Source organism: Streptomyces sp. TG1A-60, from assembly GCF_037201975.1.
In the GTDB taxonomy this organism is placed as follows: Bacteria; Actinomycetota; Actinomycetes; order Streptomycetales; family Streptomycetaceae; genus Streptomyces.
On record NZ_CP147520.1, the window covers coordinates 6,573,292 to 6,598,952 of the forward strand.

Here is a 25,661-nt window from a genome sequence, read left to right on the forward strand (position 1 = left end):
GCTCGGGAAATGCCCGAACCGGAGTCCCGGCGGGCTTGCTCGTGCGGTGGGACGGGAGTGTGGCCCGTGGCGGAACAGGCGGTGGACATCGAGGGTGCCCGGGTGTCCGGAACAGGGCGGTTCCCGGCTGTCGAGACCGCCCCCACGGACAGTCAGTTCCTCGGCCGGGCAAGAGAGTTGAAGGAGCTGCGGGCCGACATCGGCCGGGCGGGGCTCAACACCCTCGCCGGGCGGAAGGCCCCCCACGCGCGCGTGCTGCTCATCGCCGGTCGGCCCGGCTTCGGCCGTACCGCGCTCGCCGAGGAACTCGTCCGGCAGGTTGCCGATGGTTACCCCGATGGTGTGCTGCGGGCCCGGCTCACCCAACCCGACGGCACCCGGGTTCCGGTCGAGAGCGCGGCGCGGGAGCTGCTCGGGGAACTCGGACATCCGGCGCCGGCCGGCGCCGACGAGGACGACCTCAGTGAGGCACTGCGAAAGGCCCTGGCCGACCGCCGGGTCGTGCTCCTGCTGGACGACGCGGCGGATGCCGAGCAGGTCGACGCGCTGCTGCCGGACACCCTCGACTCGCTGGTCGTGGCGGTCTCCGAGGGGCCGCTGACGGGCATCTCCGACGTCCGCCCGTGCACCCTGGGCGGACTGGACACCAAGTCCGCCGTGGCACTGCTGGAACGCTGCACCGGCTCGGTGCGCGTCACCGTGGACCCGCGCTCCGCCGAGATGCTCGCCGAGGTGTGCGGGGCCCAGCCGGCCGCGCTGCGGCTCGCCGGGGGCTGGCTGGCGGCCCGGCCCGCCGTCGCCGTCGCCGACCTCGCCAAACAACTGCGCGCCGAGGGCGGCGACGGCCCGCCGCTCGCCAAGGTGTTCAAGCTGGCGTACGCCTCGCTGCCGAACGCCGCGGCCCGGATACTGCGCCTCCTCGCGCTCGCCCCGGCAGGCCTGGTCGACCCGCACATCGCCTCCGGGCTCGCCGGCTGCTCGGTCGGCGCCGCCCGCACCACGCTGGACGACTTCGTGGCCCTCGGGTTCCTGCACCCCGTCGACTCGCCGCTGCCGCAGTACGAGGTCCCCGGCTGCCTCCAGCCGCTGCTGTGGTCCCTCGCCGAGAGCCAGGAGCGGCCGGGCGAGCTGCAGTTGGCCCGCGCGCGGATGCTGGAGCGGACGGTACGGCTGCTGCAGTCCTGCCGGGCCATCACCGAGACCGACAGCCCGCTGGCCCGCGAGAAACTGCTCGGGATGCCCAAGGTGCTGCGGTTCCCGAGCCCTCGGGCCGCAGAGGAGTGGCTGCGCATCCGCCGGCCCGCGCTGCTGGCCGCGGCCCGCCTCGCGGTCGCCGACGGGGAGCTGGACACCCTCGCCCGGCGGCTGATGTCCCAGCTGGTCCGGGCCATGGTGGCGCACTTCGGCACACAGGCCGCCGCCCCGGACCTGTACGGCATCCACCGGCTCGTCCTCGACGTCGCCGAGCGCCGCGACCTGCCCCGCGAGCAGGCGGCGGCCCTGCTGAACCTCGGCGACCTGGATGCCCGGACCGGCCGTACGAAGGCGGCGCTGGCCCGCTACCGGGCCGCGCTCGACGCCGGACGGCGGGCGAACGATCCGTACGCGACCGGTCGCGCGATGGAATCCGTGGGCGGTGCCCACCAGGAGCTGGAGGACTACGAGCGGGCCGCCGACTGGTACGGCAGGGCGCTCGCCCAGCGGCTCGCCCGCGACGAGCGCGAGGACGCAGCCCGGCTGTACGGGCGCATCGCCAGCGCGCACACCTACGCGGGCCGCTACGGCGAGGCACTGCGTAACTGGCGCTCGGCGCTCACCGGCCACCGCAGGCTCGCCGACGTGGGCGGCCAGGCGAAGGCGTTGAGCGAGATGGCACGCGTCCAGGAGTACGCCGGGCGGCCCGAGGAGTCGCTGCGGACCTGCCAGGAGGCGGTGGAGTGGGCGCGGCGCGCCGACGACACCCGACTGCAGGCCGCGCTCCAGCTCCGGCTCGCCGACACCCTGGAGAGGCTCGGCGACCCGGCGGCGGCCCGGCTGCACCGGGTCGCCGCCGGGCGACTGCTCGGCGACGAGCTCCCGGACGCCGAAACCGGCGAAACCGAGACGGAACAAGGTCCTGACGCCTGCGAAATCCGTAGTGCATCCGCGAAAGATTGATGCATTGAAAGGCTAGACAGCGAGGAAGCCTTCATTAAACTGGCCATGCCGCCGGTTCTCCTGCGGTGTCTCCCGGTGCGCCGCGATGCGTGCGGGTATGTCCTGTGATGTGCGGGCATGTTCCGCCTGTGTGCGCGAGCCTCCACACCCCTCCGAGCCAAGGACCGTGATCGACGTGAAGGTCGGCATCCCCCGCGAGGTCAAGAACAACGAGTTCCGGGTGGCCATCACCCCCGCCGGCGTGCACGAGCTGGTGCGCCACGGCCACCGGGTCGTCATCGAGCAGGGCGCCGGTGTCGGCTCGTCGATCCCGGACGCCGAGTACGTCGCCGCCGGCGCTGGGATCCTCACGACCGCCGACGAGGTGTGGGCCACCGCCGACCTGCTGCTCAAGGTCAAGGAACCCATCGCCGAGGAGTACCACCGGCTCCGCAAGGACCAGACGCTCTTCACCTATCTGCACCTGGCCGCCTCCAAGGAGTGCACGGACGCCCTCGTCCAGTCGGGCACGACCGCGATCGCGTACGAGACCGTCGAACTGCCCAGCCGGGCGCTGCCGCTGCTCGCCCCGATGTCCGAGGTCGCGGGCCGGCTCGCCCCGCAGGTCGGCGCCTACCACCTGATGCGCGCCAACGGTGGGCGCGGGGTGCTGCCGGGCGGCGTGCCGGGCGTGCCGGCCGGCCGGGCCGTCGTCATCGGCGGTGGCGTGTCGGGCTGGAACGCCGCGCAGATCGCCATAGGCATGGGCTTCCACGTGACCCTGCTCGACAAGGACATCAACAAGCTCAAGGAAGCCGACAAGATCTTCGGCACGAAGATCCAGACCGTCGTCTCCAACGCCTTCGAACTGGAGAAGGCATGTCTGGAGGCCGACCTCGTCATCGGCGCCGTCCTCATCCCGGGAGCCAAGGCCCCGAAGCTGGTCACCAACGAGCTGGTGTCGCGGATGAAGCCGGGAAGTGTCCTTGTCGACATCGCGATCGATCAGGGCGGCTGCTTCGAGGACTCCCGGCCCACCACCCACGCCGAGCCGACCTTCCCCGTCCACGGCTCGGTCTTCTACTGCGTCGCCAACATGCCCGGCGCGGTGCCCAACACCTCCACCTACGCGCTGACCAACGCCACGCTGCCGTACGTCGTGGAGCTCGCCGACCACGGCTGGGTCGAGGCGCTGCGCCGCGATCCGGCGCTGGCCAGGGGGCTCAACGCCCATGACGGCAGGGTCGTTTACCGCGAGGTCGCCGAGGCGCACGGCCTGGAGCACGTCGAGTTGGCGTCCCTGCTCGGCTGACCGGCGGCTTTAAGTCACCTTTCGGTAAAAGGCGATACGTCAACACAGGTCGTCAACAGCGGTTTCCCGGCCGGATCTTGCCCGACAAGGTCCGGCCGGATGTGTGTATGGTCACTTTGCGACACTTGCGCAACTCGCCTCGAACGTAACCGTTCGGATGTTTCGCGCACCGGTGAAACCTGCCGTGCGACGGCCCTACGCCCTTGACAGCCGCATGTTTCATTGCCGACACATCGGGCCGGGTCCGGCGGATTGTGTTGCTGCGGACCGCCGACACGCCATAGAGTCGCCAACCGTCGGCATGGTGCCACGCTGACCTATCTAGAAGTTTCCTGGTCACCAAGGAGGTAAGACGACTTGTGAATGAGTCGACATTTACTCCCGGGGGTGGTCAACCAGGAATGCCTGCGCCGGTCTCGGGCCCCACGGGGTTCGCGGCTGTCGGCTCCGTCGCTGTCCGCACCTTCGCAGCCCAGCAGAGTTCGCAGGCAACTCAGACAGCACTCCAGAGCATGGATGGCCAACACGTGAACGCCATGGCCGGCGACGCAAGTGGCGGGGTCCACAACCACTTCGCCGACTACGACGAGCTGCCCGACGGGCACTTCTACGACCCCGACGCCGAGTACGAGCCCGATCCGGAGTACGCGGCCACGCTCGCGCCCGACGCGGCCCGCCAGCGCCGCGAGCGCATCGGTCCGACCGGTCGCCCGCTGCCGTACTTCCCGATCCCGGGTCCGCTGACCGACCACGGCCCCGCGACGATCATCGCGATGTGCAACCAGAAGGGCGGCGTCGGCAAGACCACGTCGACCATCAACCTGGGTGCCGCGCTCGCGGAGTACGGCCGCCGGGTCCTGCTCGTCGACTTCGACCCGCAGGGCGCCCTCTCGGTCGGCCTCGGTGTGAACCCGATGGAACTCGACCTCACGGTCTACAACCTGCTCATGGAGCGGGGCATGTCGGCCGACGAGGTCCTGCTGAAGACCGCGGTCCCCAACATGGACCTGCTGCCGAGCAACATCGACCTGTCGGCGGCCGAAGTCCAGCTGGTCTCCGAGGTCGCCCGCGAGTCCACCCTGCAGCGGGCGCTCAAGCCGCTGTTGGCCGACTACGACTACATCGTCATCGACTGTCAGCCCTCACTCGGCCTGCTCACCGTGAACGCTCTGACGGCCGCGCACAAGGTGATAGTGCCACTGGAGTGCGAGTTCTTCGCCCTGCGCGGTGTCGCGCTGCTGACGGAGACCATCGAGAAGGTCCAGGAGCGGCTCAACCCCGACCTGGAGCTCGACGGCATCCTCGCCACGATGTACGACTCGCGCACCGTGCACAGCCGTGAGGTCCTCGCGCGGGTCGTCGAGGCGTTCGACGACCACGTCTACCACACGGTCATCGGGCGCACGGTCCGCTTCCCGGAGACCACGGTCGCCGGTGAGCCGATCACCACGTACGCGTCCAACTCCGTCGGCGCCGCCGCCTACCGCCAGCTCGCCAGGGAGGTGCTCGCCCGGTGTCACGCCGAGTGAGTCTGCCGGGGGCCGACGAACTCTTCCGTACGACAGGGGGAATGGCGCTGCAGCCGTCCGCTCCCCGGCGGGGGCCGGGCGGAGAAGCCCGGGTGCCCGGTCCCGCCGGAGAGAGCGACCCGGGGGCCGCGGCGGAGGACGCGCCGCCGTCCGTGCCCGTGCAGGGCGGTGACGGCGAGGGGTCCGAGCATGTGGCCGCGGAAGCCGAGAGCGACGGCGAGCAGCCGCGCAGCCGGTCCGCTGCCGCCGGTGCCGAGCGGGCCGCTGCCGCCGCGCGCCAGCCCAAGCCGCCGCAGGAAGGTTCTGCCGCCGGCGCCGTGCCGCGCAAGCGGGGGCGGGCCGGCGGGCGCCGGCCCAGCGGGCGGGAGCGGCACGACGAGAAGATCACCGTGTACGTCTCCGCCGAGGAGCTCATGGATCTTGAGCACGCCCGGCTGGTGCTGCGCGGGGAGCACGGGCTGGCCGTCGACCGAGGGCGCATCGTGCGCGAGGCGGTCGCCGTGGTGCTGGCGGACCTGGAGTCCCGCGGGGACGCGAGCATCCTCGTACGGCGGCTTCGCGGGCGGTAGGGGTAGCCTGCGGGGGCTATGACCTCGTTCGACTCCTCTGCGTCGGCCTCCGGCGGTTCAGCCGGTCGTCGACGTGCGCTGGGGAGGGGGCCCGGGGCCGCGCCCCCGGCTCCGGAGAGCGGATCCCTGGCCGAGAAGCGTTCCCCGGCTGAGGCCGGTGGGACGTCGTGCCCACCCGTTCCTCCCTGCGGAACGCCTGCCCACGACGCCGGCAGCGGTGACGAGGCGCACTCTCCTGTCGTCCCCCCGGAAGCCGAAGCCGCCGGTGGCGGTGCCGAGGGGTCGCCCGCGGGCACCTCCGCCGAAGCCGCAGCCGGGGCGGAAGTCGATGAGGAGTACTCTCCCGTTGTCCCGGCCGGAGCCGGAGCCGGAGCCGGAGCCGACGGCGGCGGGGGCTTCAAGGTTCGGCTCTCCAACTTCGAGGGGCCCTTCGATCTGCTCCTTCAGTTGATCTCCAAGCACAAGCTGGACGTCACCGAAGTCGCGCTGTCCCAGGTGACCGATGAGTTCATGGGGCACATCCGGGCCATGGGGCCGGACTGGGACCTGGATGAGACGACCGAGTTCCTGGTGGTCGCGGCGACCCTGCTGGACCTGAAGGCCGCCCGGCTGCTGCCCGCCGCCGAGGTCGAGGACGAGGCCGACCTCGCGCTCCTCGAAGCCCGGGATCTGCTGTTCGCCCGGCTGTTGCAGTACCGCGCGTACAAACAGATCGCGGAGATCTTCAACGGGCGGCTGGACGACGAGGCGCGGCGGTATCCGCGTACCGTCGGGCTGGAGCCGCAGCACGCGGAGCTGTTGCCCGAGGTGGTGATCAGCATCGGGGCGGAAGGATTCGCCAGGCTCGCTGTGAAGGCGATGCAGCCGAAGCCCAAGCCTCAGGTGTACGTCGATCACATCCACGCGCCGCTGGTGAGTGTGCAGGAGCAGGCCCAGATCGTGGTCGCGCGGCTGCGGGAGCTGGGGGAGGCGTCCTTCCGTGTGCTCGTGGAGGACATCGACGACACCCTCACCGTCGTCGCCCGTTTCCTCGCGCTGCTGGAGCTGTACCGGGAGAAGGCCGTGGCGCTCGACCAGGAGACCGCGCTGGGGGATCTGACCGTGCGGTGGACCGGTGGGGACGGGGGCGAGGAACCACTGGTCACGGACGAGTTCGACCGCCCACCTGAGCCTCCCCCACTCTCGACTCCGCTCGGGCGGGCGGTACCCCCACCGGAGGAGAAGACGTGAGCGAGGAGAGAACCGGGGTGCCCGAGGGCCCGCCTGCCGTCGCCGACCTCGACCTCAGGCCCGCCCTGGAGGCGGTCCTCATGGTCGTGGACGAGCCCGCGACGGAGGAGCACCTGTCGAAGATCCTGGAGCGGCCGAAGCGGCAGATCGCCAGGGCGCTCAGGGAACTGGCCGACGAGTACGCCGTGCAGGGGCGCGGGTTCGAGCTGCGGCTGATCGCCGGGGGGTGGCGGTTCTACACCCGGCCCGAGTACGCCACCGCCGTCGAGCGGTTCGTGCTCGACGGGCAGCAGGCCCGGCTGACCCAGGCCGCTCTGGAGACGCTGGCCGTGGTCGCGTACAGGCAGCCGGTGAGCCGGAGCAGGGTCTCGGCCGTACGAGGAGTCAACTGCGACGGCGTCATGCGCACCCTCCTCCAGCGGGGTCTGGTCGAGGAGGCGGGCGCGGAACCCGAAACAGGTGCGATCCTGTACAGGACGACGAACTACTTCCTGGAGCGGATGGGCCTGCGCGGCCTGGACGAGCTCCCGGAGCTCGCGCCCTTCCTCCCGGAGGCGGAGGCGATCGAGGCCGAGACCCAGGAAGGCGTACCGTCGTTCGATCCGGATGCCCCGGACACGGACGACGGCCCCACGTCGGCCATGACTGACACGACGACGACGGAACTTTGATGCGAAGCAGTGGTAGCGGCAAGAGCGGCGGCGGGCGCGGTAACCACCGCGGTGCCGGCAACAACAGGGACCAGAAGCAGGGGCAGGGCCAGAGTCAGGGACGCCCCCGCAAGCCCCGCCCCGAGGAGCGCCGCTACGACGTGGGCCCCGGGGCGACGACGGACGGTCCGAAGTCCGGGCGCGGTGCCTCCGCGCGCGGCGGTGCCAAGGGCGGGCCGAAGCAGCCTCAGGAGCCCCGTGGGCGCGGCCGTTCGGCCCCGGCGACCTCCCGTGAGTACGACGCGCGGGCGGAGGAGCGCAACCGGGAGCGGTACGCGGGCAAGAAGGACGTCAAGCCGCCCAGGACCTTCCCGGGCGCCGAGCAGGAGGGCGAGCGGCTGCAGAAGGTCCTCGCGCGCGCGGGCTACGGCTCCCGGCGGGCCTGCGAGGAGCTGATCGAGCAGGCGCGCGTCGAGGTCAACGGCGAGATCGTCCTGGAGCAGGGCAAGCGCGTCGACCCCGAGAAGGACGAGGTCAAGGTCGACGGCCTGACCGTCGCCACGCAGTCTTACCAGTTCTTCGCGCTGAACAAGCCCGCCGGTGTCGTGTCGACCATGGAGGACCCCGAGGGCCGGCAGTGCCTCGGCGACTACGTGACCAACCGTGAGACGCGGCTGTTCCACGTCGGGCGGCTCGACACCGAGACCGAGGGCGTCATCCTGCTCACCAACCACGGTGAGCTGGCGCACCGGCTGACCCACCCCAAGTACGGGGTCAAGAAGACGTACGTCGCGCACATCGTGGGCCCGATCCCGCGCGACCTGGGCAAGCAGCTCAAGAACGGCATCCAGCTGGAGGACGGGTACGCACGCGCGGACCACTTCCGCGTGGTGCAGCAGACCGGCAAGAACTACCTAGTCGAGGTGACCCTGCACGAGGGGCGCAAGCACATCGTGCGCCGGATGCTGGCCGAGGCCGGCTTCCCCGTCGACAGCCTCGTGCGCACCGCCTTCGGGCCGATCACCCTCGGCGACCAGAAGTCGGGCTGGCTGCGCCGCCTGTCGAACACCGAGGTCGGAATGCTGATGCAGGAGGTCGACCTCTAGGTCTTCGCCGCGTTCGAGCGGTGGGCCGGTCCCGGGTTCGCCTCCGGGGCCGGCCCTTTGCCGTTCGCGGCCCCGGTCCTGGCCTTCCTTTCCCCGTAAAAGGGTTGTGCCCCGGCGCCCGCCTGTTTATAGTCGTTATGACTATTAGTCGAGGTGACCATAAAGGGGGCGGAGGTGACCGAACCCGTCGGAGCGTCGAACGGCGACGCACCCGAGGGCTATGACAAGTACGCCTACGAGCCCTTCGCCGTCACCGTCGACCTGGCCGTCTTCACCGTCCGCGCGGGCACCCTCCAGGTGCTCCTCGTCGAGCGCGGGCAGGAGCCGTACGCGGGTCGCTGGGCGCTGCCCGGCGGGTTCGTGCTGCCGGACGAGTCCGCGGAGGAGGCCGCCTGGCGCGAACTCGCGGAGGAGACCGGTGTCACGGACGCCTCCGGGCTCCACCTGGAGCAGCTGCGGACCTACAGCGAGCCGGGGAGGGACCCGCGGATGCGGGTCGTCACCGTCGCGTTCGCCGCGCTGCTCCCCGGCCCGCCCGTCCCACACGGCGGCGGTGACGCGGCCCAGGCCCAGTGGCTGCGGTTCAACGCCATCGGTCCGCTCGCCTTCGATCACGACCGCATCCTCGCCGACGCCCACGAACGCGTCGGCGCCAAGCTCGAATACACCTGTCTCGCCACCTCATTCTGTCCGCCCGAGTTCACCCTGGGCGAACTGCAGCAGGTCTACGAGACCGTGTGGGGCACTCCGCTCGACCGGCCCAACTTCCGGCGCAAGGTGCTGGCCACGCCGGGCTTCGTCGAACAGGTGTCCGGCGCCGCCCGCCTGACCGGCGGTCGCGGCAAGCCCGCCGCGCTGTACCGCGCGGGTGGGGCCACCGCTTTGCACCCGCCCCTGCTGCGACCCACCTCGGAAGGACGGCCCCGATGACCACGACGCTGCGTACGAAGCGCTCCGCCACCGGTTCCCTGATCGGACTCGCCCTCGGGGACGCCCTCGGCTTCCCGACGGAGTTCAACGACGTTCCGGCCATCCTCGCCAAGTGCGGTCCCTGGCGGATGATGGAGCTGCCGAAGCCCGCGATCGTCACGGACGACACCCAGATGACACTGGCGCTGGCGCACGGGCTGCGGACGGCCATGGACCGCGGGTCGCTCGGCGCCGAGGCTCTGGAGCGGGCCGTCCGCAAGGAGTTCGTGGAGTGGTCCCGCTCCCCGGAGAACAACCGCGCTCCCGGCGTCACCTGCATGGTGGCCTGTGACCACCTCGCGGTCGAGCGCCGGCCCTGGCAGTTCGCCAGCCAGATGCACTCCAAGGGCTGCGGCGCCAACATGCGGGTCGCGCCCCTCGGCCTGATCGGCCCCCTCAGTGACGAACAGCGCGCGGGCTCCGCCCAGTTGCAGGCCGCCCTCACCCACGGTCACCCGACCGCGCTCACCGCGGCCGACCTCACCGCACACGCGATACGGCTGCTCGCCCAGGGCGCCGAACCGATGGGCCTGGTGGGCCGGCTGCGGTCGTACGCCTACGAGAACCGCTCCCGCTACCACGCGCGCTGGCTCGGCGACCTGTGGACCCACAGCCAGGATTCCTCGCCCGAGGAGTACATCGCCCGGGGCTGGGACGAGTGCCTGGACGTCCTCGACCGCCTCGACCGAGCGGTGCGGAACCCCTCGCCCGAGACCGACCCCTGCCTGGCGACGGGCGAGGGCTGGGTCGCCGAAGAAGCCCTCGCCACCGGGCTGTTGTGCTTCCTGCTCTTCGTCGACGAGCCCGTCACCGCACTGCGCCGCGCCGCCTGCACCGCGGGCGACTCGGACTCCATCGCCTGCCTCACCGGTGCCTTCGCGGGCGCCTACCACGGACCCGGCGCCTGGCCCGCCGAGTGGGCGGACCGGATCGAGTACCAGGGCGACCTCGTGTCGCTGGGGGCCCTCTGGGACGCTTGAGGGATGACCGACGCCCTCGACATCGACCTGGCCCCCGTGGTCGCCGAACAGCCCGACCCCCTGCTCTTCGCCACCGTCTCCGGAGCTCATCTGTACGGCTTCCCCTCGCGCGACTCGGACGTCGACCTGCGCGGCGTTCATCTGCTGCCCACGGCCGAACTGATCGGGCTGCGCGAGCCGGAGGAGACCCGGTCGAGAATGTGGGACCGGGACGGTGTGGAGATGGACCTCGTCACGCACGACCTGCGCAAGTTCGTACGGCTCATGCTGCGCCGCAACGGCTGTGTGCTGGAGCAGTTGCTCTCCCCGCTCGTCGTCCACACGAGCGAGGCGCACCGCGAACTGATCGCACTGGCGCCCGGCGCCCTCACCCGCCACCACGCCCACCACTACCGGGGGTTCGGTATCACTCAGTGGCGGCTCTTCGAGAAGACCGGTGAACTCAAGTCGCTGCTCTACACGTTCCGGGTGCTGCTCACCGGCATCCACCTGATGCGCAGCGGTGAGGTGCGGGCCCATCTGCCCACGCTGCTGCCGGAGATCGGTGAAGCCCCCGAGTATCTGCCGGACCTCGTCGCGGCGAAGGCGGCGCGGGAGCACGGCAAGGCCGAGGTCGACCAGGAGCGCGTGGCGGAGGACGTGGAGCGGCTGCAGAGGGTGCTGGACGAGGAACAGGCCCTGTCAGCGCTGCCGGAGAACCCTGCCGCGTACGACGCGCTGCACGACTTCGTCGTCCGGGTGCGCCTCGACGGCCTGACAGGCTGACGCGCGCCGGGTCCGGACGACGAAGTCCTCGACCCGGGCCCGGTCCGGCTCCGGCGGCAGCGGGCTGCGGGCCGCCGCCTCCTCGGCCTCCGCGGCCAGCCGGGTCATCCAGGACTCGACCTGGGCCCACGGGACCTCGCCGCGCTTCACCGCCAGCAGGGGATCGCGCTGGTCGCCCACGTCGATGGCCAGCGCACCCGTGCGCAGCAGGTCCCGGCAGCTCATCAGGAGACGGAGCAGATGCATGGCGTGCTTCCAGCGCGGGGCGCCGTGTGTGCGGAAGTCCGTGTCCAGCTTCTTGCGCTGGCCGAGGGCGTAGCGGGCGAACGTCTCATGGGCCTGGCGGGACAGGAACGCCCCGCGCAGGGCGAGCAGTTCACGTCCCGTGGCGTCGACGTGCTCCACCAAGGGGGAGTGCAGGCACTCCAGGATGTTGGGATTGGCGCGCAGGGCCAGTCGGCAGAAGCGCTCCAGCTCCCAGCCGAACTGCTCCCGAGCCGGCCCCTCCACATGCGTCGGCGGCTTCTCGAAGCGCCAGAACAGCGCGGTGGGTGCCAGGAAGACACCCCGCCGGTCCGTGTCGCTGTCGTCCGTCGCGAGACCGAAGGCGCGCGAACCCATCACGCAGGCGTAGATCGTGTGATCGCGGACCAGGGCGTGCGGATGAGGGGGCTGCATGCCCGGGAGCGTACGTGGTGGGCTCAGGCCAGCTGAATCGAGTTTCCCGAGACCTTGATCTCCTCGGCGGGCAGCGGCCTCGTGGCCGGGCCGTTCGCCACCGCCCCGTCCGCGATCTGGAACCTGCTGCCGTGGCACGCGCAGTTGATCGTCTCGTCCGAGACGCTGCTGACGATGCAGCCCTGGTGCGTGCAGACCGCCGAGAAGGCCTTGAAATCGCCTTCCTCGGGCTGGGTCACGACGACCTTCCGGTCCTCGAAGATCCTGCCGCCCCCCACCGGGATGTCGGCCGTCCTGGCCAGCTCCTCGGCGCCGCCCGTGTCGGCCGCCCCCGGCGAGGTCTCCTCCACGGTGTCCCCGCCCGCGTCGGCGCCGTCCTCGCCGCACCCCAGGAGCAGCGCCGCCGTGCCCACCGCGCCGGTCGCCAGCACCGTGCGCCGTGTCGAACCCATCGTCATGTCGTCACTCCGAACGTGTGGAAGAACCAGAGGGCGGAGGCCGGCCGGACGACCGTGAGAGCGGCGAAGACGAGGCCGCTGGCGATCGGCAGGAGCCAGCCGGGGAGTCGCTCCGAGCGGAGCAGCAGCATCTTCGCACTGAAAACACCGAAGAAGAAGCAACCAGGAGAGAGCGCCACAAAAGGCGTTATTCGCCCGTTTGGCAGCCGAGCGCGTACAGACAGCGCACCGCCACCGGCACCGCGACCAGGAACGCCACCCGTCGCGACCAAGCGGTGCGGCACCGCCTGTCACGGCCGTCTCGGCAGGCGGGCGCCGCACGCCGGCTCGGGGCGGGCTGATTAGGCTGGTTGTGCAGAGAATCGACATGTACAGCAGCGAGGAGCAGAGCCGTGGCGGTACGAGCGGTCCGGGGCGCCGTCCAGCTTGAGCGGGACGAGGCAGGGCACATGGACGAGCAGGTCGGCGAGCTGCTCACTGCGGTTCTGGAGCGCAACGGTCTCACCCCGGACGATCTGATCAGCATCTGTTTCACGGCCACGCCCGACCTGCACAGCGACTTCCCGGCCGCCGCGGCCCGCAAGCTCGGCATCGTCGACGTGCCCCTGATCTGCGCGCAGGAGCTGGACATCGAGGGGGCCATGCCCCGGGTCGTACGGATCCTCGCGCACATCGAGTCCGACCGGTCGCGCGCCGAGGTCGCGCACGTCTACCTGGGCGCCGCCGCCGCACTCCGCAAGGACATCGCCCAGTGAGGACCGCACTCGTCATCGGCACCGGGCTGATCGGCACGTCCGCCGCCCTCGCCCTCGCCCAGCGCGGTGTGGCCGTGCACCTCACCGACCACGACCCGGAGCAGGCCCGGACGGCGGCGGCGCTCGGCGCCGGTACCGACGAGGCGCCCGAGGGCCCGGTGGACCTCGCGATCGTCGCGGCGCCGCCCGCGCATGTGGCGGCGACGCTCGCCGACGCGATGCGCCGGGGTCTCGCGCGGGGCTACCTGGACGTGGCCTCCGTCAAGGGCGGCCCACGCCGTGAGCTGGAGGAGCTGGGCCTCGACCTGTCCTCCTACATCGGTACGCACCCCATGTCCGGCCGTGAGAAGTCCGGCCCGCTGGCCGCCACCGGCGACCTCTTCGAGGGGCGCCCCTGGGTGCTGACGCCCACCCGGGACACCGACACCGAGGTGCTGAACCTCGCACTGGAGCTGGTCTCGCACTGCCGGGCCGTGCCGGTGGTCATGGACGCGGACGCCCACGACCGGGCCGTCGCCCTGGTCTCGCACATGCCGCACCTCGTCTCCAGCCTGGTCGCCGCGCGTCTGCAGCACGCGGAGGAGTCGGCCGTACGGCTGTGCGGTCAGGGCATCCGGGACGTGACCCGGATCGCGGCCTCCGACCCGCGCATGTGGATCGACATCCTCTCCGCCAACCCCGGTCCGGTCGCCGACCTCCTCGCCGACGTCTCCGCCGACCTCGACGAGACCGTCCAGGCCCTGCGCTCCCTCCAGGCCTCCGACGAGGCCAAGCGCCGTGAGGGCGTCACCGGAATCGAGGACGTCCTCCGCCGCGGCAACGCCGGCCAGATCCGCGTCCCCGGCAAACACGGCTCCGCTCCGCGGTCCTACGAGGTCGTGGCCGTCCTGATCGACGACCAGCCGGGCCAACTGGCTCGCATCTTCGCCGACGCGGGCGCCGCCGGGGTCAACATCGAGGACATCCGCATCGAACACGCCACCGGGCAACAGGCCGGCCTGGTCCAACTGATGGTGGAGCCGAAGGCGGCGGTGGTACTGACGGGGGCGCTGCGGGAGCGGGGCTGGGCGATTCGGCAGTAGGGGCGGCGGGAGGACCCGACAGCGGGTGCGGCCGGATGGGCTACGGGCAACCAGTACCCTGGTCCGGGGCGCTTTCCGTGCCGCCCCACCACCTCGGACCAGGAAAGGTGCTCCCCAGTGGAACGCGCCACAGTGATCGTTGCCATCGACGGCCCTTCCGGCACGGGCAAGTCGAGCACCTCGAAGGCCGTGGCCGCGCAGCTCGGACTGAGCTACCTGGACACGGGCGCCCAGTACCGGGCGATCACATGGTGGATGGTCAACAACAGCATCGACATCGAGGACCCCTCGGCGATAGCCGCCGTCGCGGGGAAGCCGGACATCGTCTCGGGGACCGACCCGTCGGGCCCGACCATCACCGTGGACGGTACGGACGTCGCCGGGCCGATCCGCACCCAGGAGGTCACCTCCAAGGTCAGCGCGGTCAGCGCGGTGCCGGAGGTGCGGGCGCGGATCACCGAGCTGCAGCGTTCCATCGCGTCGGGTGCCGGGAACGGCATCGTCGTCGAAGGCCGCGACATCGGCACGACCGTACTGCCGGACGCGGACCTGAAGATCTTCCTCACCGCCTCCCCGGAGGCCCGCGCCGCCCGCCGCAGCGGTGAGCTGAAGGGCACCGACGTCCACGCGACCCGCGAGGCCCTGCTCAAGCGGGACGCGGCCGACTCCAGCCGGAAGACCTCGCCGCTCGCCAAGGCGGACGACGCGGTCGAGGTGGACACCTCGCACCTCACCCTCCAGCAGGTCATCGAGTGCGTGGTCACCCTCGTCGAGGAGAAGCGGGCGGGAAAGTGAGCGGGGCTCTTTCGGCAGAGGCTCCTTCGGTACGGGGTGCCGAGGTCGGCCGGCGTATCGGCGTCGGGCTGATGTACGGGCTGTGGAAGCCACGCGTCCTGGGAGCCTGGCGGGTCCCCACGACCGGTCCGGTGATCCTCGCCGTCAACCACTCCCACAACATCGACGGCCCGATGGTCATGGGCGTGGCACCCCGCCCGACGCACTTCCTGATCAAGAAGGAGGCGTTCATCGGTCCCCTCGACCCCTTCCTGCTCGGCATCGGGCAGGTGAAGGTGGACCGTTCGACCGCCGACCGCGCCGCCATCACCCAGGCGCTCGCCGTCCTGGCGGGCGGCGGAGTGCTGGGCATCTTCCCGGAGGGCACCCGCGGCGAGGGCGACTTCGCCTCGCTGCGCGCCGGGCTCTCCTACTTCGCCGTGCGCAGCGGAGCGCCGATCGTCCCGGTGGCCGTCCTGGGAAGCACGGAGCGGCGAGGACGGTTGATGAAGGGGCTGCCCCCGCTGCGCTCCCGCGTCGACGTCGTCTTCGGAGACCCGTTCGAGGCGGGCGACGGCAGCGGACGGCGAACGCGCAAGGCGCTCGACGAGGCCACGGAGCGCATCCAGAAGCAGCTCGGCGCACACCTGGAAAACGCCAGGCGGCTCACCGGCCGCTAGGCGACACTGAGTAGTGGATCAGCCGGCGCGACAGCCGGGCGCTCCACCGATCACCACGATGAACGAGGTACGGACTTCATGAACGACCACACTTCCTCCGAGGGCTCGGCGGAGTACGAGCACGGAGAGCTTGGCGACGCCGAGTATGCGGACTTCATGGAGCTCGCCGCGGAAGAGGGCTTCGACCTCGAAGACGTCGAGGGCGCGATCGAGGAGGCCGGCCACGGCCCGCTGCCCGTCCTCGCCGTCGTGGGCCGCCCGAACGTCGGCAAGTCGACCCTCGTGAACCGCATCATCGGCCGTCGTGAGGCCGTCGTCGAGGACAAGCCCGGCGTCACCCGCGACCGTGTCACCTACGAGGCCGAGTGGGCGGGCCGCCGCTTCAAGGTCGTCGACACCGGCGGCTGGGAGCAGGACGTCCTCGGCATCGACGCCTCCGTCGCCGCCCAGGCCGAGTACGCCATCGAGGCTGCCGACGCGGTCGTCTTCGTCGTCGACGCCAAGGTCGGCCCCACCGACACCGACGAGGCCGTCGTACGCCTGCTGCGCAAGGCCGGCAAGCCCGTGGTGCTGTGCGCCAACAAGGTCGACGGCCCGAGCGGCGAGGCCGACGCGTCGTACCTTTGGTCCCTGGGCCTCGGTGAGCCGCACCCCGTCTCCGCGCTGCACGGCCGCGGCACCGGCGACATGCTGGACGCCGTCCTGGAGGCCCTGCCGGAGGCCCCCGAGCAGAGCTTCGGCACGGCCGTCGGCGGCCCCCGCCGCATCGCCCTCATCGGCCGCCCGAACGTCGGCAAGTCCTCCCTCCTCAACAAGGTGGCGAACGAGGAGCGCGTCGTCGTCAACGAGATCGCGGGCACCACCCGTGACCCGGTCGACGAGCTGATCGAACTCGGCGGCGTGACCTGGAAGTTCGTCGACACGGCGGGCATCCGCAAGCGCGTCCACCTCCAGCAGGGCGCCGACTACTACGCCTCGCTGCGCACCGCCGCCGCCGTCGAGAAGGCGGAGGTGGCCGTCATCCTCATCGACGCCTCCGAGTCCATCTCGGTCCAGGACCAGCGCATCGTGACGATGGCCGTCGAGGCGGGCCGCGCGATGGTCATCGCCTACAACAAGTGGGACACCCTCGACGAGGAGCGCCGCTACTACCTGGAGCGGGAGATCGAGACCGAGTTCGGCCAGGTCTCCTGGGCGCCCCGGGTCAATGTCTCGGCGCGCACCGGCCGCCACATGGAGAAGCTGGTCCCCGCGATCGAGACCGCACTCGCCGGCTGGGAGACCCGCGTCCCCACGGGCCGCCTGAACGCCTTCCTCGGTGAGCTGGTCGCCGCCCACCCGCACCCGATCCGGGGCGGCAAGCAGCCCCGCATCCTCTTCGGCACCCAGGCCGGCACCAAGCCCCCGCGCTTCGTCCTCTTCGCCTCGGGCTTCATCGAGGCGGGCTACCGCCGCTTCATCGAGCGCCGCCTGCGCGAGGAGTTCGGCTTCGAAGGCACCCCGATCCACATCTCGGTGCGGGTGCGGGAGAAGCGCGGCAAGAAGAAGTAGAGGGGCGCAGAACGGACACGAAGAGGCGGCCACCCGGTCATCCGGGTGGCCGCCTCTTGGTGTGCCCGCTTCAAAGACCTCGGCGGGGGCCCGGCGTCAGCGGGGACGGGATGTGGTGCATCCCCGTGGTCCCGGTGGGCATCCGGCCGACCGGCTGCCACACGGCGGTCGTCGTGGCCGTGTGACCGGGCTGGGGATCGCGCTGGGTGGCGAGATGCCCCGCCGCGTGCAGGGCACCGAACGAGCCGGAGTTGTACGAGCCCGTACCACGATGGCCGCCTGGGCCGTGCGGGTTCCCGAACCCCGTGAACCCCAGCTCCTCCTCGCCGTGCCGGTCACCCGGCAGGGTCCGATACGTCCTGACCCACTCCGCGTAGAGCGCGTCGTAGATGGGCGTGGCCGATGGGCCGCCCGAATGATCCTGAGCCGGCCGCATGGACGGGATCGACTGATAGGACTGGCGGTGGGGAACGTCGTATGCGTGCACGTCTGTGCCAACGACCCCGCCCGGGAAGAGATGCGCAACCTCCACCATTCAGCCTCCGGTGGGGCCTTGCTTTCAAGGGGGTGCCGGGAACCGTGCGACCGGTCGCACGGCCCGTACCCGGCCGGTCGGCGAATGCCTTGCGGCGAGAGTCCGGAGCGGACCCCGAGGCGCGACGATCAGGTGCCGGCCAGCGGCAGAGTGGCGGCCACCAACTTGCCGTTGGCCGCGGCCTTGTCGAGCGCGTCCCGCAGCAGGTCCTCCCGCGGCTGCCGCCCGATCGACCCCACCGGCGCCGCGAACATCAGCACCTGCTGGCGCTTGTTCGCGGCTGCCCGCCACGCGTCGGCGACCTGGAGTGCCTGATGGGCCTGCCACCACGCGACCGGCGAACCACCGGCGGTCCCCGGCTGCAGGATGGCGTGCAGCTGGCCCATGGCGAGCAGGACGGACCAGCCGTGCAGCACGGGCGGTACGGAGTCGATCCGGGGGAGCGGCATGAAGCCCTGCTCGATGAGCAGCGGCAGGAAGTCGTCACCCGCGCCGGTCGTGCCCGGCCGGGCGATGGGGGCGGTCGGCTCGACGACCAGCGCGGGGTGCAACTCGCCGCCGAGCAGGATCAGTCCGCTGGTGACGCCGAGCACGGCCTGCTCGGGCGCGGCCTGGGCAGGGCTGTCCCCGGCGATGGAACGGGCCGCGCCCCGCAACTGCTCCTCGGTGACCTGGACGACCTGGGAGGGCAGGCAGGTGGCGTGGGCGAAGGCGAGCACGGCTGTCTCGTCGCCGACGAAGAGGACGGTGCTGGTGCGCTCCTGCTCGGAGTCCCCCGGGGTGCGGCACGACGTGCAGTCGTAGCCGCCCGGGGCGTTCACTCCGGCGAGCAGCCGGTCGGCTTCTTCGTCGCCGATCTCGGCGCGTACCTCGTCGCTGACCTCGAGCATGCGCGGCACGGGTGGCTCCTCGGGATGCGGTGCGTGTCGGTGCCGGGCAACGCCCGGCCCATGAGCGCGGAGGTTCCGGCTCATGAAGGAGACAACGGGCGATCTGTGGCCGGAGTCACGCTCGACGACGAACGGAATCGAACCAACCGGCGTGCGGGGCGGCTCCCCGGGTGGAACCGGTCACTTCTTGTCAACTTCCTTGATTGTCGAGGAAGTTGAGGCGGTGAAGTGGGTCACGGGTCACCAGGCCGCCTGGTTGACAAATCCGGAAATCAGGGAATGAAATGGGTGGCTGGAAATAGCTGCTACGCATGGTCGACTTCGCGCTGCCCGACTTCCGCGCCGCCGCCGACATCCAGGAGCAGGGCGCCGAACTGGTCTTCGACGCCATCGACGGCCTGGCAACGCCCGGCTCTGCCGGGCGATGGACGAGGCCGGCGCCGATGTCACGCCCAAGGTCACCAACGTCCGGAACCGGACCTCCACGGTCGCAGAAGGACTACAGGGGCGCCCCGCGGCTGCCGCAACGCCCTGTGGGCCACCGGGTTCAGTCGCGACCACGCGGACACCGGCGACGAGGTGCGGGAGTTCCGGGACGCGTCCAAGGCGCTGAAGGCGCACTCCCGGTTGCGGCTGGAGGGGTGGGGGCGGCGATGTGGTTCACGGACGCGGCGAGATCGTGCGCCGGGAGCCGGGACGGCGTCACGCGCGTGTGTGTCGACCGTTTCATGAACCGCGCCGAGCCCGACACCGCCGACGGACTGCTCGTCCCCGTCCGCTTTGAACGGCTCGCCGAGCCATCGAAGGCCCGCAGGACCTGTCTGTCCGTGGCGCGCCGGCAGGACGGCGAGGGGTGGGTGAGCCAGGAGGACATGAACGACAACTGCTTCGACGTACCGCAACTCCCTTACCAGCCCTGACGCGTTGGGCGGCGAACAGGTTCCCTCTCCCGGCTACCGATCGCGCAACTGTTCCAAAACGAGTTGGTGATGCCGTCCAACCCTTCTCCTGTATCCGGGGTCTGACCGTGTGGTGGTGGACCAGCACCGCCACAGATGGATGACCAGCACCGCCACAGATGGACGACCGGAGAAACAGGGGGTTCGGGGGACGCATGCACATTTCCTTCCTGATACACAACGCGTACGGAATCGGGGGAACGATCCGCACGACGTGCAACCTGGCGAACACCCTGGCCGAACAGCACGACGTGGAGATCGTCTCCGTCTTCCGCCACCGAGACGAGCCGGTCTTCGACGTGGACCCGAGGGTCCGGCTGCGTGGACTCGTCGACATCCGGGAGGGCGGCGCCGACAGGGACCATGCCGACCTGCGGCGCCCCGCCAGGGTCTTCCCGCGAGCCGAGGGCCGCTACCACCAGTACAGCGCCCTGACCGACCGGCGCGTCGCCGAGCACCTCGCCTCGGTCGACGCGGACGTCCTGGTCGGCACCCGGCCCGGACTGAACGTGCACATGGCCCGGCAGACCCGCCACGGCCCGATCCGGGTCGGCCAGGAGCACCTCACGCTCGACAGCCACTCCCCGGCCCTGCGCGCCACCCTGCGCGGCGTCTACCCGCGGCTCGACGCGCTCACCACGACCACCGAGGCGGACGCGCGCGCGTACGGCTCGAAGATGCGGCTGCCGGGCGTCCGCCTGCAGGCCGTGCCCAATCCGGTGCCCCCGCCGGGCGTCGACCCCGCCGACGGCACCGGCAAGTGGGTCGTCGCCGCCGGACGGCTCGCCCCCGTCAAGCGCTACGACCTGCTCGTCAAGGCCTTCGACAAGGTGCGCGACGAGCAGCCCGAATGGCGGCTGCGGATCTACGGCGGCGGCAAGCAGAAGGACAAACTCCGCGCCCTCATCGACAGACTGGGCCTCTACAACCACGTCTATCTGATGGGCCCCGCCAACCCCATCGAACCCGAGTGGGCCAAGGGTTCCGTCGCCGCCGTCACCTCCAGCCTGGAGTCCTTCGGCATGACCATCGTCGAGGCCATGCGCTGTGGCCTGCCCGTGGTCTCCACGAACTGCCCCCACGGCCCCGGCGAGATCATCGACGACGGCGTCGACGGCCGCCTGGTCGAGGTCGGCAGCGTCCAGGCCATCGCCGACGGTCTCCTCGAACTGATCAACGACGACGACAAGCGGCAGCGGATGGCCCACGCCGCGCTCAAGGACTCCGAGCGCTTCGACCCGTCCCGCATCGCCGAGCGCTACGAGACGCTCTTCGGCGACCTCACGGCGCGCGGCGCCGTCTCGTCGTCGGTGGGCCGCATGCGCGGCTCCCTGCACCGCACGCGAGGGGCGCTGCTGGGCCAGGCGTACGCCGTTCGGGATGCCGGACGTTCCGCTTTCAAGAGGGCGCGTACCGCATGACGACCCTGGCCCCGCAGCAGCCCACGCACCGTGACGACGAGGAGGACACCGCCACGTCCCCGCGCACCGATTGTGTCGCCGACTTCGCAGGCGGCCTGACCTTCGAGATCACCGACCGCGGCGGGTCCGGCCCCGCCCACGTGGTCCTCTGCCGCCGCGCCGGCGAGCAGGAGGTGCGCCTGCCGCTCACCCCGGCCGGCGACGGCTGCCTGAGGGCCGCGCTGCCCGGCGGCGTGGACGTCCCCGAGGGCCGCTGGGACGCCTACCTCCAGGTGGCCGACGACGAGCCGCGACGGCTGTCCCCAGGCCTCAACGACCTGCGCTCCCTCGTCGACCGAGCCCCCACCCCCACCGCGGACCGGGTCGCCGTCCGCATCCCGTACGGCACCAAGCACGGCAACCTCACCATCCGCAGCTGGGAGCGCTCCCCGCACGCCGAGGCCGGCGAACTCCACATCGGCGGCGGCGAGCTGGAGGTGACTCTCCAGGCTTACGGTGCCGCCCCCGCCCCCGACGCGTACGCCGAACTCACCGACCGGGAGGGAACCGCATCCGCCCTACGGGCCGGCCTAACCTCCGACGACCGGGGCGGCCTCCGCTTCACCGTGGCCTACGGCGACCTGCGGCCCGGCACCTGGGACCTGTGGCTGCGCCCCCAGGGTGAGACCGGCCCGCGCGTGCGCATCGCGCGGCTGCTCGACGACATCGTCGACAAGATCCCCGTCTTCGTCTATCCCAAGACCCGCGTCGAGACCGAGCACGGCCCGGTGGAGGCCAGGCCCCACTACACGGTCGACAACGACCTGTCCGTCACGGTCGTCGCCGTGGACTGAGCGGAGGTCCGGCGGTCGAGGGCAGGTCGAGGACGCGACCTGCCCTCGACCGCCGGCGGACTCGCCCCATGGTGGAGTCCTCGGCACGGCTGCTGAGGCTGCTCTCGCTGCTGCGGGCCCACCGGGAATGGTCCGGCTCCGAGTCGCCCGACCGGCTCGGGGCCACCCCGCGCACGGTCCGCCGGGACGTGGACCGGGCTGCTCGAACGGGGCGGTCCCGTCAACGTCGGCCCCGGCGCGGGCGGCGGCCACCAGCTCGGCGCCGGGGCCGGACTGCGTCCCTGCGCCACCCTCGGTGCCCAGCCGGTGCCGCGCCAGGCCGCCCACAGCATCGGACGGTCGGCCTTCTTGTGGTCCGCGCATACGGGGGAAGTGTGCGGGAACAGCGTATTTCCCGTGTGGTACCGACTTTCGGGAGTCCGTCCGGGAATCGGAGGGAAAAGGCCGGACACGAACCCGGCACGCGGCCTCTCGGAATCCTTTTCGACGGGCCGTTCGAGAGGGTGCCGAACTGGCCCGGAATTTACGTTCGGCAGCGCTCCAAAGGCGTACGGAACCGCTCGTACGTGTGACGGCCCGTTGCGCCGTCGGTGGATGTCGGGGCGGCCGGGACGCGTGTTGTCGTTCTGTGACAGAAGCGTGACCGTGGGAGGACAAGGGGCTCTCGGCGGCCTAACGTGGCGGCCATGGCACCCATTCCGCACCGCCCCGAAGAACCCCAGGACGACCCCGACGCGTACGTCGGACTGGAAGCGCCGAGCGCCGAGCGCCGTGCCCGGGAGCGCGGCTGGTCCACCGTCAGAACGCTGCCGCCGGGCGCGATCATCACCATGGAGTACCGCTTCGGACGGCTGAACTTCGAGGTCGAGGAGGGCCGGGTGAAGCGCGCCTGGAAGGGCTGAGTCCGACCGCCGTCCGGACCGGGACGGGCGAGGGCCCGGCTCGTCACGAGCCGGGCCCTCGCCCGCGGGGGATGGGTGGTGCGTACCGGCCCCGCGGTCTCGTGTCAGCCGCCCGCGACCGGCCGGGCCGAGGCCGTGTTCCGTGCGACCCGGTCCGCGTGGGGTGGTCGGCGGGTACCGATCGGGGTCATCGGGGCCCGCTCCGACCTGGTCAGATGCGGTCCGGACGGCAGATGCAGCGGCACGATCGGGGCATGGGCGGCACGGGCCGCGATGCCGGTGTCACGGACGCTCGCGGGCTCGTCCCCGGGCGCCCGCAGCGAGGCCGTGCACACGGGGGTGGGTGTCGGCGCGGGGGTCGCCGCCGGCAGCGCACCACGGTCGCGCCAGATGTCCCGCAGCGAGAAGATCCACGCTTCGGCGCGGGCGATCAGCGGCTCGAACCAGGGCAGCGCCAGCAGGATCAGCAGACCGGCGGCCCAGCCCAGCAGGACGTCGCTCAACCAGTGCGTACCGAGGTAGACCGTGGTGAGGCCGACGCCGAGCGAGGTCACGGCGGACAGTGCGGACAGCCAGCGTCTGGCCCTCGGCGTCGACGCCAGATAGGCCAGGATGCCCCAGGTCACCACGGCGTTGGCGGTGTGGCCCGAAGGAAATATGTCGCCGCCCAGCCACATCTCGTTGGAGCCGATCTCGGTGGCGTAGTGCGGACCGAGTCTGCCCATGCCGAGCTTGGCGGCGCCGACGGTGATGTTCAGCAGCAGCAGCGAGACGCCGAGTGCGAGCATCGGGCGCAGGGTGTGCTGTCTCCAGGAGCGCCAGCCCAGCCAGGCGGCGACCATCACGGCGGTGGGGCCGCGCTGGCCCAGGACGACGTAGTAGTCGAGGAACGCGTGGATCTCCGGCCACTGCTGGTACGGCCGGAAGAACATGATCTGCCAGTCGAGCCGCACCAGCCAGGACGTGATGATCACGGCCCACACGATGGCGACGTAGAAGGCCAGGGTGGAGGAGAACAGCACCACCCTGTGCCGGGTCATCCCTGGCACATCGATGTGGGCCGGCCGTTCCGGCTCGCGGTCCAGCCTGGAGAAGACCCGGTCCAGACGGGTCGGGTTTCGTTCGGTACGCACTCAATCGACGTTACAGCGAGTGAGCTCGGACGCGGCGTGAATCACCGGCTTTGTGATGACGCCGTGATGTGGCATTGCTCTCATATTGATGTTTATTTCTGCTGAATGATGAATCGTCGCGGACGCTCCGTCTGTAATTCCATGACTCAATGCGGGGTGTCGGTTTTACGGGCCTTTTAATTCGTTCACCGAATGCTCGCGTGGAATTAGCCCGGCCGCTCGCCGTGTGTCACGGGCCGGTCACGGAGGGCCGGAGCCGTTGAGCCAGAACGCCCCGTAGACCGCCGACGCCACCGCGACACCGCCGAGAACCGTCGCTGACGTGGGCGTACGGGCCCGTGCCAGCGTCCGGGCGAGCGGCAGCAGCAGCGGGAAGGCCGGCATCAGCAGACGGGGTTTGGAGCCGAAGTAGCTCGACGCGCACAGCGCCAGCGCGGTGACGACGCCGGCGTACACCAGCAACGGAAGCGGCTGCCCCTGCCGTACGCACACGACGTACAACCAGATGATCAGTGCCACCCCGATGGTCAGCCCGACGCCCGCGAGGGCCGACGGGAACGACGTGAACTTGTCGGCGACGAACCGGGCGAAGGCCCAGCCGCCGTCGAAGCCGTTGCGCCACCCCGCCTGGACGTCGAGATAGCCGAGCGGCCCCTTGCCCGTGTGACGGCCCACCCACAGGACATAACCGCCGACGCCCAGGGGCGCGAGAAGCATTCCGAGAGCACGTGGCCAGAGAGAGGTGCCTCCCGACGCGTCCGCACTCCGGTTCCCTCCGGACGAGGGAGCGCGGGTCGGGCCTTCGGCGGTGGGTGTCGCACCGGACCGCCGATCCCGTACGGACGACGCGATCGCCGCCGCCCACACCGCCGCGACCACCGCGAGCCCCACCGGGCGGGTCAGCCCGGCGAGTGCGGCCAGGGTGCCCGCGATCACCCAGCGGCCGGTCAGCACCGCGTGCAGCGACCACGCGGCCAGCGCGGTGAACAGCGCCTCCGTGTACGCCATCGACTGCACGACGCCGACCGGCAGTACGGCCCACAGCAGCACGGCGCACACCCCGGCCCGGCGCCCGTACACGTGGTCGACGACCGCGAAGACGCCCCAGGCCGCCGCGAGCGAGGCGAGCATGCCGACGGCCAGGCCGGCGTGGGCGTACGACAGCGGGGTCACCGCCGACACCGCCCGCTCCAGCCAGGGCAGCAGCGGGAAGAACGCCAGGTTCGAGTGGACGTCGCCGTTCGGCAGGCGCACCTCGTAGCCGTAGCCCAGTTCGGCGACGCGGGTGTACCAGAGCGAGTCCCAGCGGGCCGAGAGCAGCGTCAGGGCGCTCCTGTCGCGCGCCGCGCTCCACAGGGTGAGGGCGACGAGCCCCAGGGCGCGCACGCAGGCGTACCCGAGGAGTGCGGGGGCGGCCCGCCTCCACAGGGGTGCCGCCGGGCGCGTAGCAAGATCGGTCACGTGCTCGATTATCGGCGGAGCCAGGGACCGGCCGGGCCACCCGTCACGTGATGGCCCGTCAGAGACCGCGACGGACGAACCACGGGTGAATCCCGGACGCATGATGAACGCCCCATGGAGGACCGGTGCCCGTCCAGCGGCGTGACCTATGGCACACGTCACATGAGAGTTCGATGAGACACCCGCCACGCTGCACCGTCTGGAACTCGCGTACGCTGACGGCTCACTCGCCTTTCGTTGCGCGGGCCCGGGACGCCGCTCCTCCTGGGCCGTAGCCGCCGGGGAGTCCCCGCCCCGTGGTTC

25 protein-coding genes and 3 pseudogenes are annotated in these 25,661 nt (G+C 71.2%); 21 read left to right on the forward strand and 7 right to left on the reverse strand.

Features of this window, described 5'->3' with window-relative positions; translation table 11 throughout:
- Positions 1-66: 66 nt before the first annotated feature.
- The 10 genes from WBG99_RS28700 (at position 67) to WBG99_RS28745 (ending at position 11,246) form a co-directional block, all read left to right on the forward strand.
- A complete protein-coding gene (locus WBG99_RS28700; protein WP_338899072.1) occupies positions 67-2,157 on the forward strand; it encodes a tetratricopeptide repeat protein in 2,091 nt (696 codons plus the stop codon).
- A gap of 166 nt (positions 2,158-2,323) precedes the next feature.
- Positions 2,324-3,448: an alanine dehydrogenase gene (ald, locus tag WBG99_RS28705; protein ID WP_338899073.1), complete on the forward strand. Its 1,125-nt coding sequence runs from the start codon at positions 2,324-2,326 to the stop codon at positions 3,446-3,448.
- Between the two features lie 401 nt (positions 3,449-3,849).
- Positions 3,850-4,977: a ParA family protein gene (locus WBG99_RS28710; protein ID WP_338899074.1), complete on the forward strand. Its 1,128-nt coding sequence runs from the start codon at positions 3,850-3,852 to the stop codon at positions 4,975-4,977.
- On the forward strand, positions 4,962-5,546 hold the full coding sequence (locus WBG99_RS28715; RefSeq protein WP_338899075.1) for a hypothetical protein: 585 nt from the start codon (positions 4,962-4,964) through the stop codon (positions 5,544-5,546). The genes WBG99_RS28710 and WBG99_RS28715 overlap by 16 nt, the downstream gene beginning before the upstream one ends.
- An 18-nt stretch (positions 5,547-5,564) precedes the next feature.
- Entirely contained in the window at positions 5,565-6,776 is a 1,212-nt protein-coding gene (locus WBG99_RS28720; protein ID WP_338899076.1) for a segregation/condensation protein A, read from the forward strand.
- Positions 6,773-7,447 carry an SMC-Scp complex subunit ScpB gene (gene scpB, locus WBG99_RS28725; protein ID WP_338899077.1) on the forward strand — a complete coding sequence of 225 codons (675 nt, stop codon included), beginning with the start codon at positions 6,773-6,775 and terminating at the stop codon, positions 7,445-7,447. The genes WBG99_RS28720 and scpB overlap by 4 nt, the downstream gene beginning before the upstream one ends.
- Positions 7,447-8,532: a pseudouridine synthase gene (locus WBG99_RS28730; RefSeq protein WP_338899078.1), complete on the forward strand. Its 1,086-nt coding sequence runs from the start codon at positions 7,447-7,449 to the stop codon at positions 8,530-8,532. The genes scpB and WBG99_RS28730 overlap by 1 nt, the downstream gene beginning before the upstream one ends.
- Positions 8,533-8,706: 174 nt before the next feature.
- On the forward strand, positions 8,707-9,462 hold the full coding sequence (locus WBG99_RS28735; protein ID WP_338899079.1) for an NUDIX domain-containing protein: 756 nt from the start codon (positions 8,707-8,709) through the stop codon (positions 9,460-9,462).
- Complete coding sequence (locus WBG99_RS28740; RefSeq protein WP_338899080.1) at positions 9,459-10,481, forward strand: ADP-ribosylglycohydrolase family protein; 1,023 nt, start codon at positions 9,459-9,461, stop codon at positions 10,479-10,481. The genes WBG99_RS28735 and WBG99_RS28740 overlap by 4 nt, the downstream gene beginning before the upstream one ends.
- A 3-nt stretch (positions 10,482-10,484) precedes the next feature.
- Entirely contained in the window at positions 10,485-11,246 is a 762-nt protein-coding gene (locus tag WBG99_RS28745) for a nucleotidyltransferase domain-containing protein (protein ID WP_338899081.1), read from the forward strand.
- Here WBG99_RS28745 and WBG99_RS28750 read toward each other — a convergent pair.
- The 3 genes and pseudogenes from WBG99_RS28750 to WBG99_RS28760 form a co-directional block, all read right to left on the reverse strand.
- A complete protein-coding gene (locus WBG99_RS28750; RefSeq protein WP_338899082.1) occupies positions 11,163-11,924 on the reverse strand; it encodes a nucleotidyltransferase domain-containing protein in 762 nt (253 codons plus the stop codon). The two genes, WBG99_RS28745 and WBG99_RS28750, sit on opposite strands and share 84 nt — an antisense overlap.
- Before the next feature lie 23 nt (positions 11,925-11,947).
- Complete coding sequence (locus WBG99_RS28755; RefSeq protein WP_338899083.1) at positions 11,948-12,382, reverse strand: Rieske (2Fe-2S) protein; 435 nt, start codon at positions 12,380-12,382, stop codon at positions 11,948-11,950.
- Positions 12,379-12,653: pseudogene (locus WBG99_RS28760) on the reverse strand (DUF6529 family protein); the annotation flags it as partial. The gene WBG99_RS28755 and the pseudogene WBG99_RS28760, both read right to left, overlap by 4 nt.
- A 121-nt stretch (positions 12,654-12,774) precedes the next feature.
- On the opposite strand from WBG99_RS28760, the gene aroH reads away from it, so the two are divergent.
- The 5 genes from aroH to der all read left to right on the forward strand — a co-directional run bounded on the left by aroH (position 12,775) and on the right by der (position 17,224).
- The gene (gene aroH / locus WBG99_RS28765; protein ID WP_338899084.1) at positions 12,775-13,137 is read left to right on the forward strand and encodes a chorismate mutase; all 363 of its coding nucleotides are present in this window, start codon (positions 12,775-12,777) and stop codon (positions 13,135-13,137) included.
- Positions 13,134-14,219: a prephenate dehydrogenase gene (locus WBG99_RS28770; RefSeq protein ID WP_338899085.1), complete on the forward strand. Its 1,086-nt coding sequence runs from the start codon at positions 13,134-13,136 to the stop codon at positions 14,217-14,219. Before aroH ends, WBG99_RS28770 begins: the two co-directional genes overlap by 4 nt.
- Before the next feature lie 117 nt (positions 14,220-14,336).
- Complete coding sequence (gene cmk / locus WBG99_RS28775; RefSeq protein ID WP_338899086.1) at positions 14,337-15,014, forward strand: (d)CMP kinase; 678 nt, start codon at positions 14,337-14,339, stop codon at positions 15,012-15,014.
- A complete protein-coding gene (locus WBG99_RS28780; RefSeq protein WP_338899087.1) occupies positions 14,972-15,673 on the forward strand; it encodes a lysophospholipid acyltransferase family protein in 702 nt (233 codons plus the stop codon). The genes cmk and WBG99_RS28780 overlap by 43 nt, the downstream gene beginning before the upstream one ends.
- Positions 15,674-15,751: 78 nt before the next feature.
- Complete coding sequence (der, locus tag WBG99_RS28785) at positions 15,752-17,224, forward strand: ribosome biogenesis GTPase Der (RefSeq protein WP_338899088.1); 1,473 nt, start codon at positions 15,752-15,754, stop codon at positions 17,222-17,224.
- A gap of 70 nt (positions 17,225-17,294) precedes the next feature.
- Here the strand turns inward: der and WBG99_RS28790 are convergent, their stop codons facing one another.
- The gene (locus WBG99_RS28790; protein ID WP_338899089.1) at positions 17,295-17,660 is read right to left on the reverse strand and encodes a hypothetical protein; all 366 of its coding nucleotides are present in this window, start codon (positions 17,658-17,660) and stop codon (positions 17,295-17,297) included.
- 227 nt (positions 17,661-17,887) lie between these two features.
- On the reverse strand, positions 17,888-18,658 hold the full coding sequence (locus tag WBG99_RS28795) for a hypothetical protein (protein ID WP_338899090.1): 771 nt from the start codon (positions 18,656-18,658) through the stop codon (positions 17,888-17,890).
- 73 nt (positions 18,659-18,731) lie between these two features.
- Between WBG99_RS28795 and WBG99_RS28800 the strand changes: the two genes are divergently transcribed.
- The 6 genes and pseudogenes from WBG99_RS28800 (at position 18,732) to WBG99_RS28825 (ending at position 22,764) form a co-directional block, all read left to right on the forward strand.
- Positions 18,732-18,932: a hypothetical protein gene (locus WBG99_RS28800; protein WP_338899091.1), complete on the forward strand. Its 201-nt coding sequence runs from the start codon at positions 18,732-18,734 to the stop codon at positions 18,930-18,932.
- 7 nt (positions 18,933-18,939) lie between these two features.
- A pseudogene (locus WBG99_RS28805) lies at positions 18,940-19,569 on the forward strand (ABC transporter substrate-binding protein); the annotation flags it as partial.
- Between the two features lie 194 nt (positions 19,570-19,763).
- On the forward strand, positions 19,764-21,029 hold the full coding sequence (locus WBG99_RS28810; protein WP_338899092.1) for a glycosyltransferase family 4 protein: 1,266 nt from the start codon (positions 19,764-19,766) through the stop codon (positions 21,027-21,029).
- Entirely contained in the window at positions 21,026-21,862 is an 837-nt protein-coding gene (locus tag WBG99_RS28815; protein WP_338899093.1) for a hypothetical protein, read from the forward strand. Before WBG99_RS28810 ends, WBG99_RS28815 begins: the two co-directional genes overlap by 4 nt.
- A 68-nt stretch (positions 21,863-21,930) precedes the next feature.
- Positions 21,931-22,144: pseudogene (locus tag WBG99_RS28820) on the forward strand (HTH domain-containing protein); the annotation flags it as partial.
- Positions 22,145-22,548: 404 nt separating this feature from the next.
- Positions 22,549-22,764: an I78 family peptidase inhibitor gene (locus WBG99_RS28825; protein ID WP_338899094.1), complete on the forward strand. Its 216-nt coding sequence runs from the start codon at positions 22,549-22,551 to the stop codon at positions 22,762-22,764.
- 104 nt (positions 22,765-22,868) lie between these two features.
- Here the strand turns inward: WBG99_RS28825 and WBG99_RS28830 are convergent, their stop codons facing one another.
- Complete coding sequence (locus WBG99_RS28830) at positions 22,869-23,897, reverse strand: phosphatase PAP2 family protein (protein WP_338899095.1); 1,029 nt, start codon at positions 23,895-23,897, stop codon at positions 22,869-22,871.
- Positions 23,898-24,137: 240 nt separating this feature from the next.
- Positions 24,138-25,358, reverse strand: a complete 1,221-nt coding sequence (locus tag WBG99_RS28835) for a glycosyltransferase family 39 protein (protein ID WP_338899096.1) — start codon at positions 25,356-25,358, stop codon at positions 24,138-24,140.
- Positions 25,359-25,661 lie beyond the last annotated feature (303 nt).

Excerpts from the sequence above, each read along its gene's own strand:
- WBG99_RS28710 (WP_338899074.1), top strand. The coding sequence starts at position 3,850 with ATGCCTGCGCCGGTCTCGGGCCCCACGGGGTTCGCGGCTGTCGGCTCC.
- WBG99_RS28720 (WP_338899076.1), top strand. The coding sequence starts at position 5,565 with ATGACCTCGTTCGACTCCTCTGCGTCGGCCTCCGGCGGTTCAGCCGGT.
- WBG99_RS28730 (WP_338899078.1), top strand. The coding sequence starts at position 7,447 with ATGCGAAGCAGTGGTAGCGGCAAGAGCGGCGGCGGGCGCGGTAACCAC.
- WBG99_RS28740 (WP_338899080.1), top strand. The coding sequence starts at position 9,459 with ATGACCACGACGCTGCGTACGAAGCGCTCCGCCACCGGTTCCCTGATC.
- WBG99_RS28745 (WP_338899081.1), top strand. The coding sequence starts at position 10,485 with ATGACCGACGCCCTCGACATCGACCTGGCCCCCGTGGTCGCCGAACAG.
- WBG99_RS28750 (WP_338899082.1), bottom strand. The coding sequence starts at position 11,924 with ATGCAGCCCCCTCATCCGCACGCCCTGGTCCGCGATCACACGATCTAC.
- WBG99_RS28755 (WP_338899083.1), bottom strand. The coding sequence starts at position 12,382 with ATGACGATGGGTTCGACACGGCGCACGGTGCTGGCGACCGGCGCGGTG.
- der (WP_338899088.1), top strand. The coding sequence starts at position 15,752 with ATGAACGACCACACTTCCTCCGAGGGCTCGGCGGAGTACGAGCACGGA.
- WBG99_RS28790 (WP_338899089.1), bottom strand. The coding sequence starts at position 17,660 with ATGCGGCCGGCTCAGGATCATTCGGGCGGCCCATCGGCCACGCCCATC.
- WBG99_RS28800 (WP_338899091.1), top strand. The coding sequence starts at position 18,732 with ATGAAGGAGACAACGGGCGATCTGTGGCCGGAGTCACGCTCGACGACG.
- WBG99_RS28810 (WP_338899092.1), top strand. The coding sequence starts at position 19,764 with ATGCACATTTCCTTCCTGATACACAACGCGTACGGAATCGGGGGAACG.
- WBG99_RS28815 (WP_338899093.1), top strand. The coding sequence starts at position 21,026 with ATGACGACCCTGGCCCCGCAGCAGCCCACGCACCGTGACGACGAGGAG.
- WBG99_RS28825 (WP_338899094.1), top strand. The coding sequence starts at position 22,549 with ATGGCACCCATTCCGCACCGCCCCGAAGAACCCCAGGACGACCCCGAC.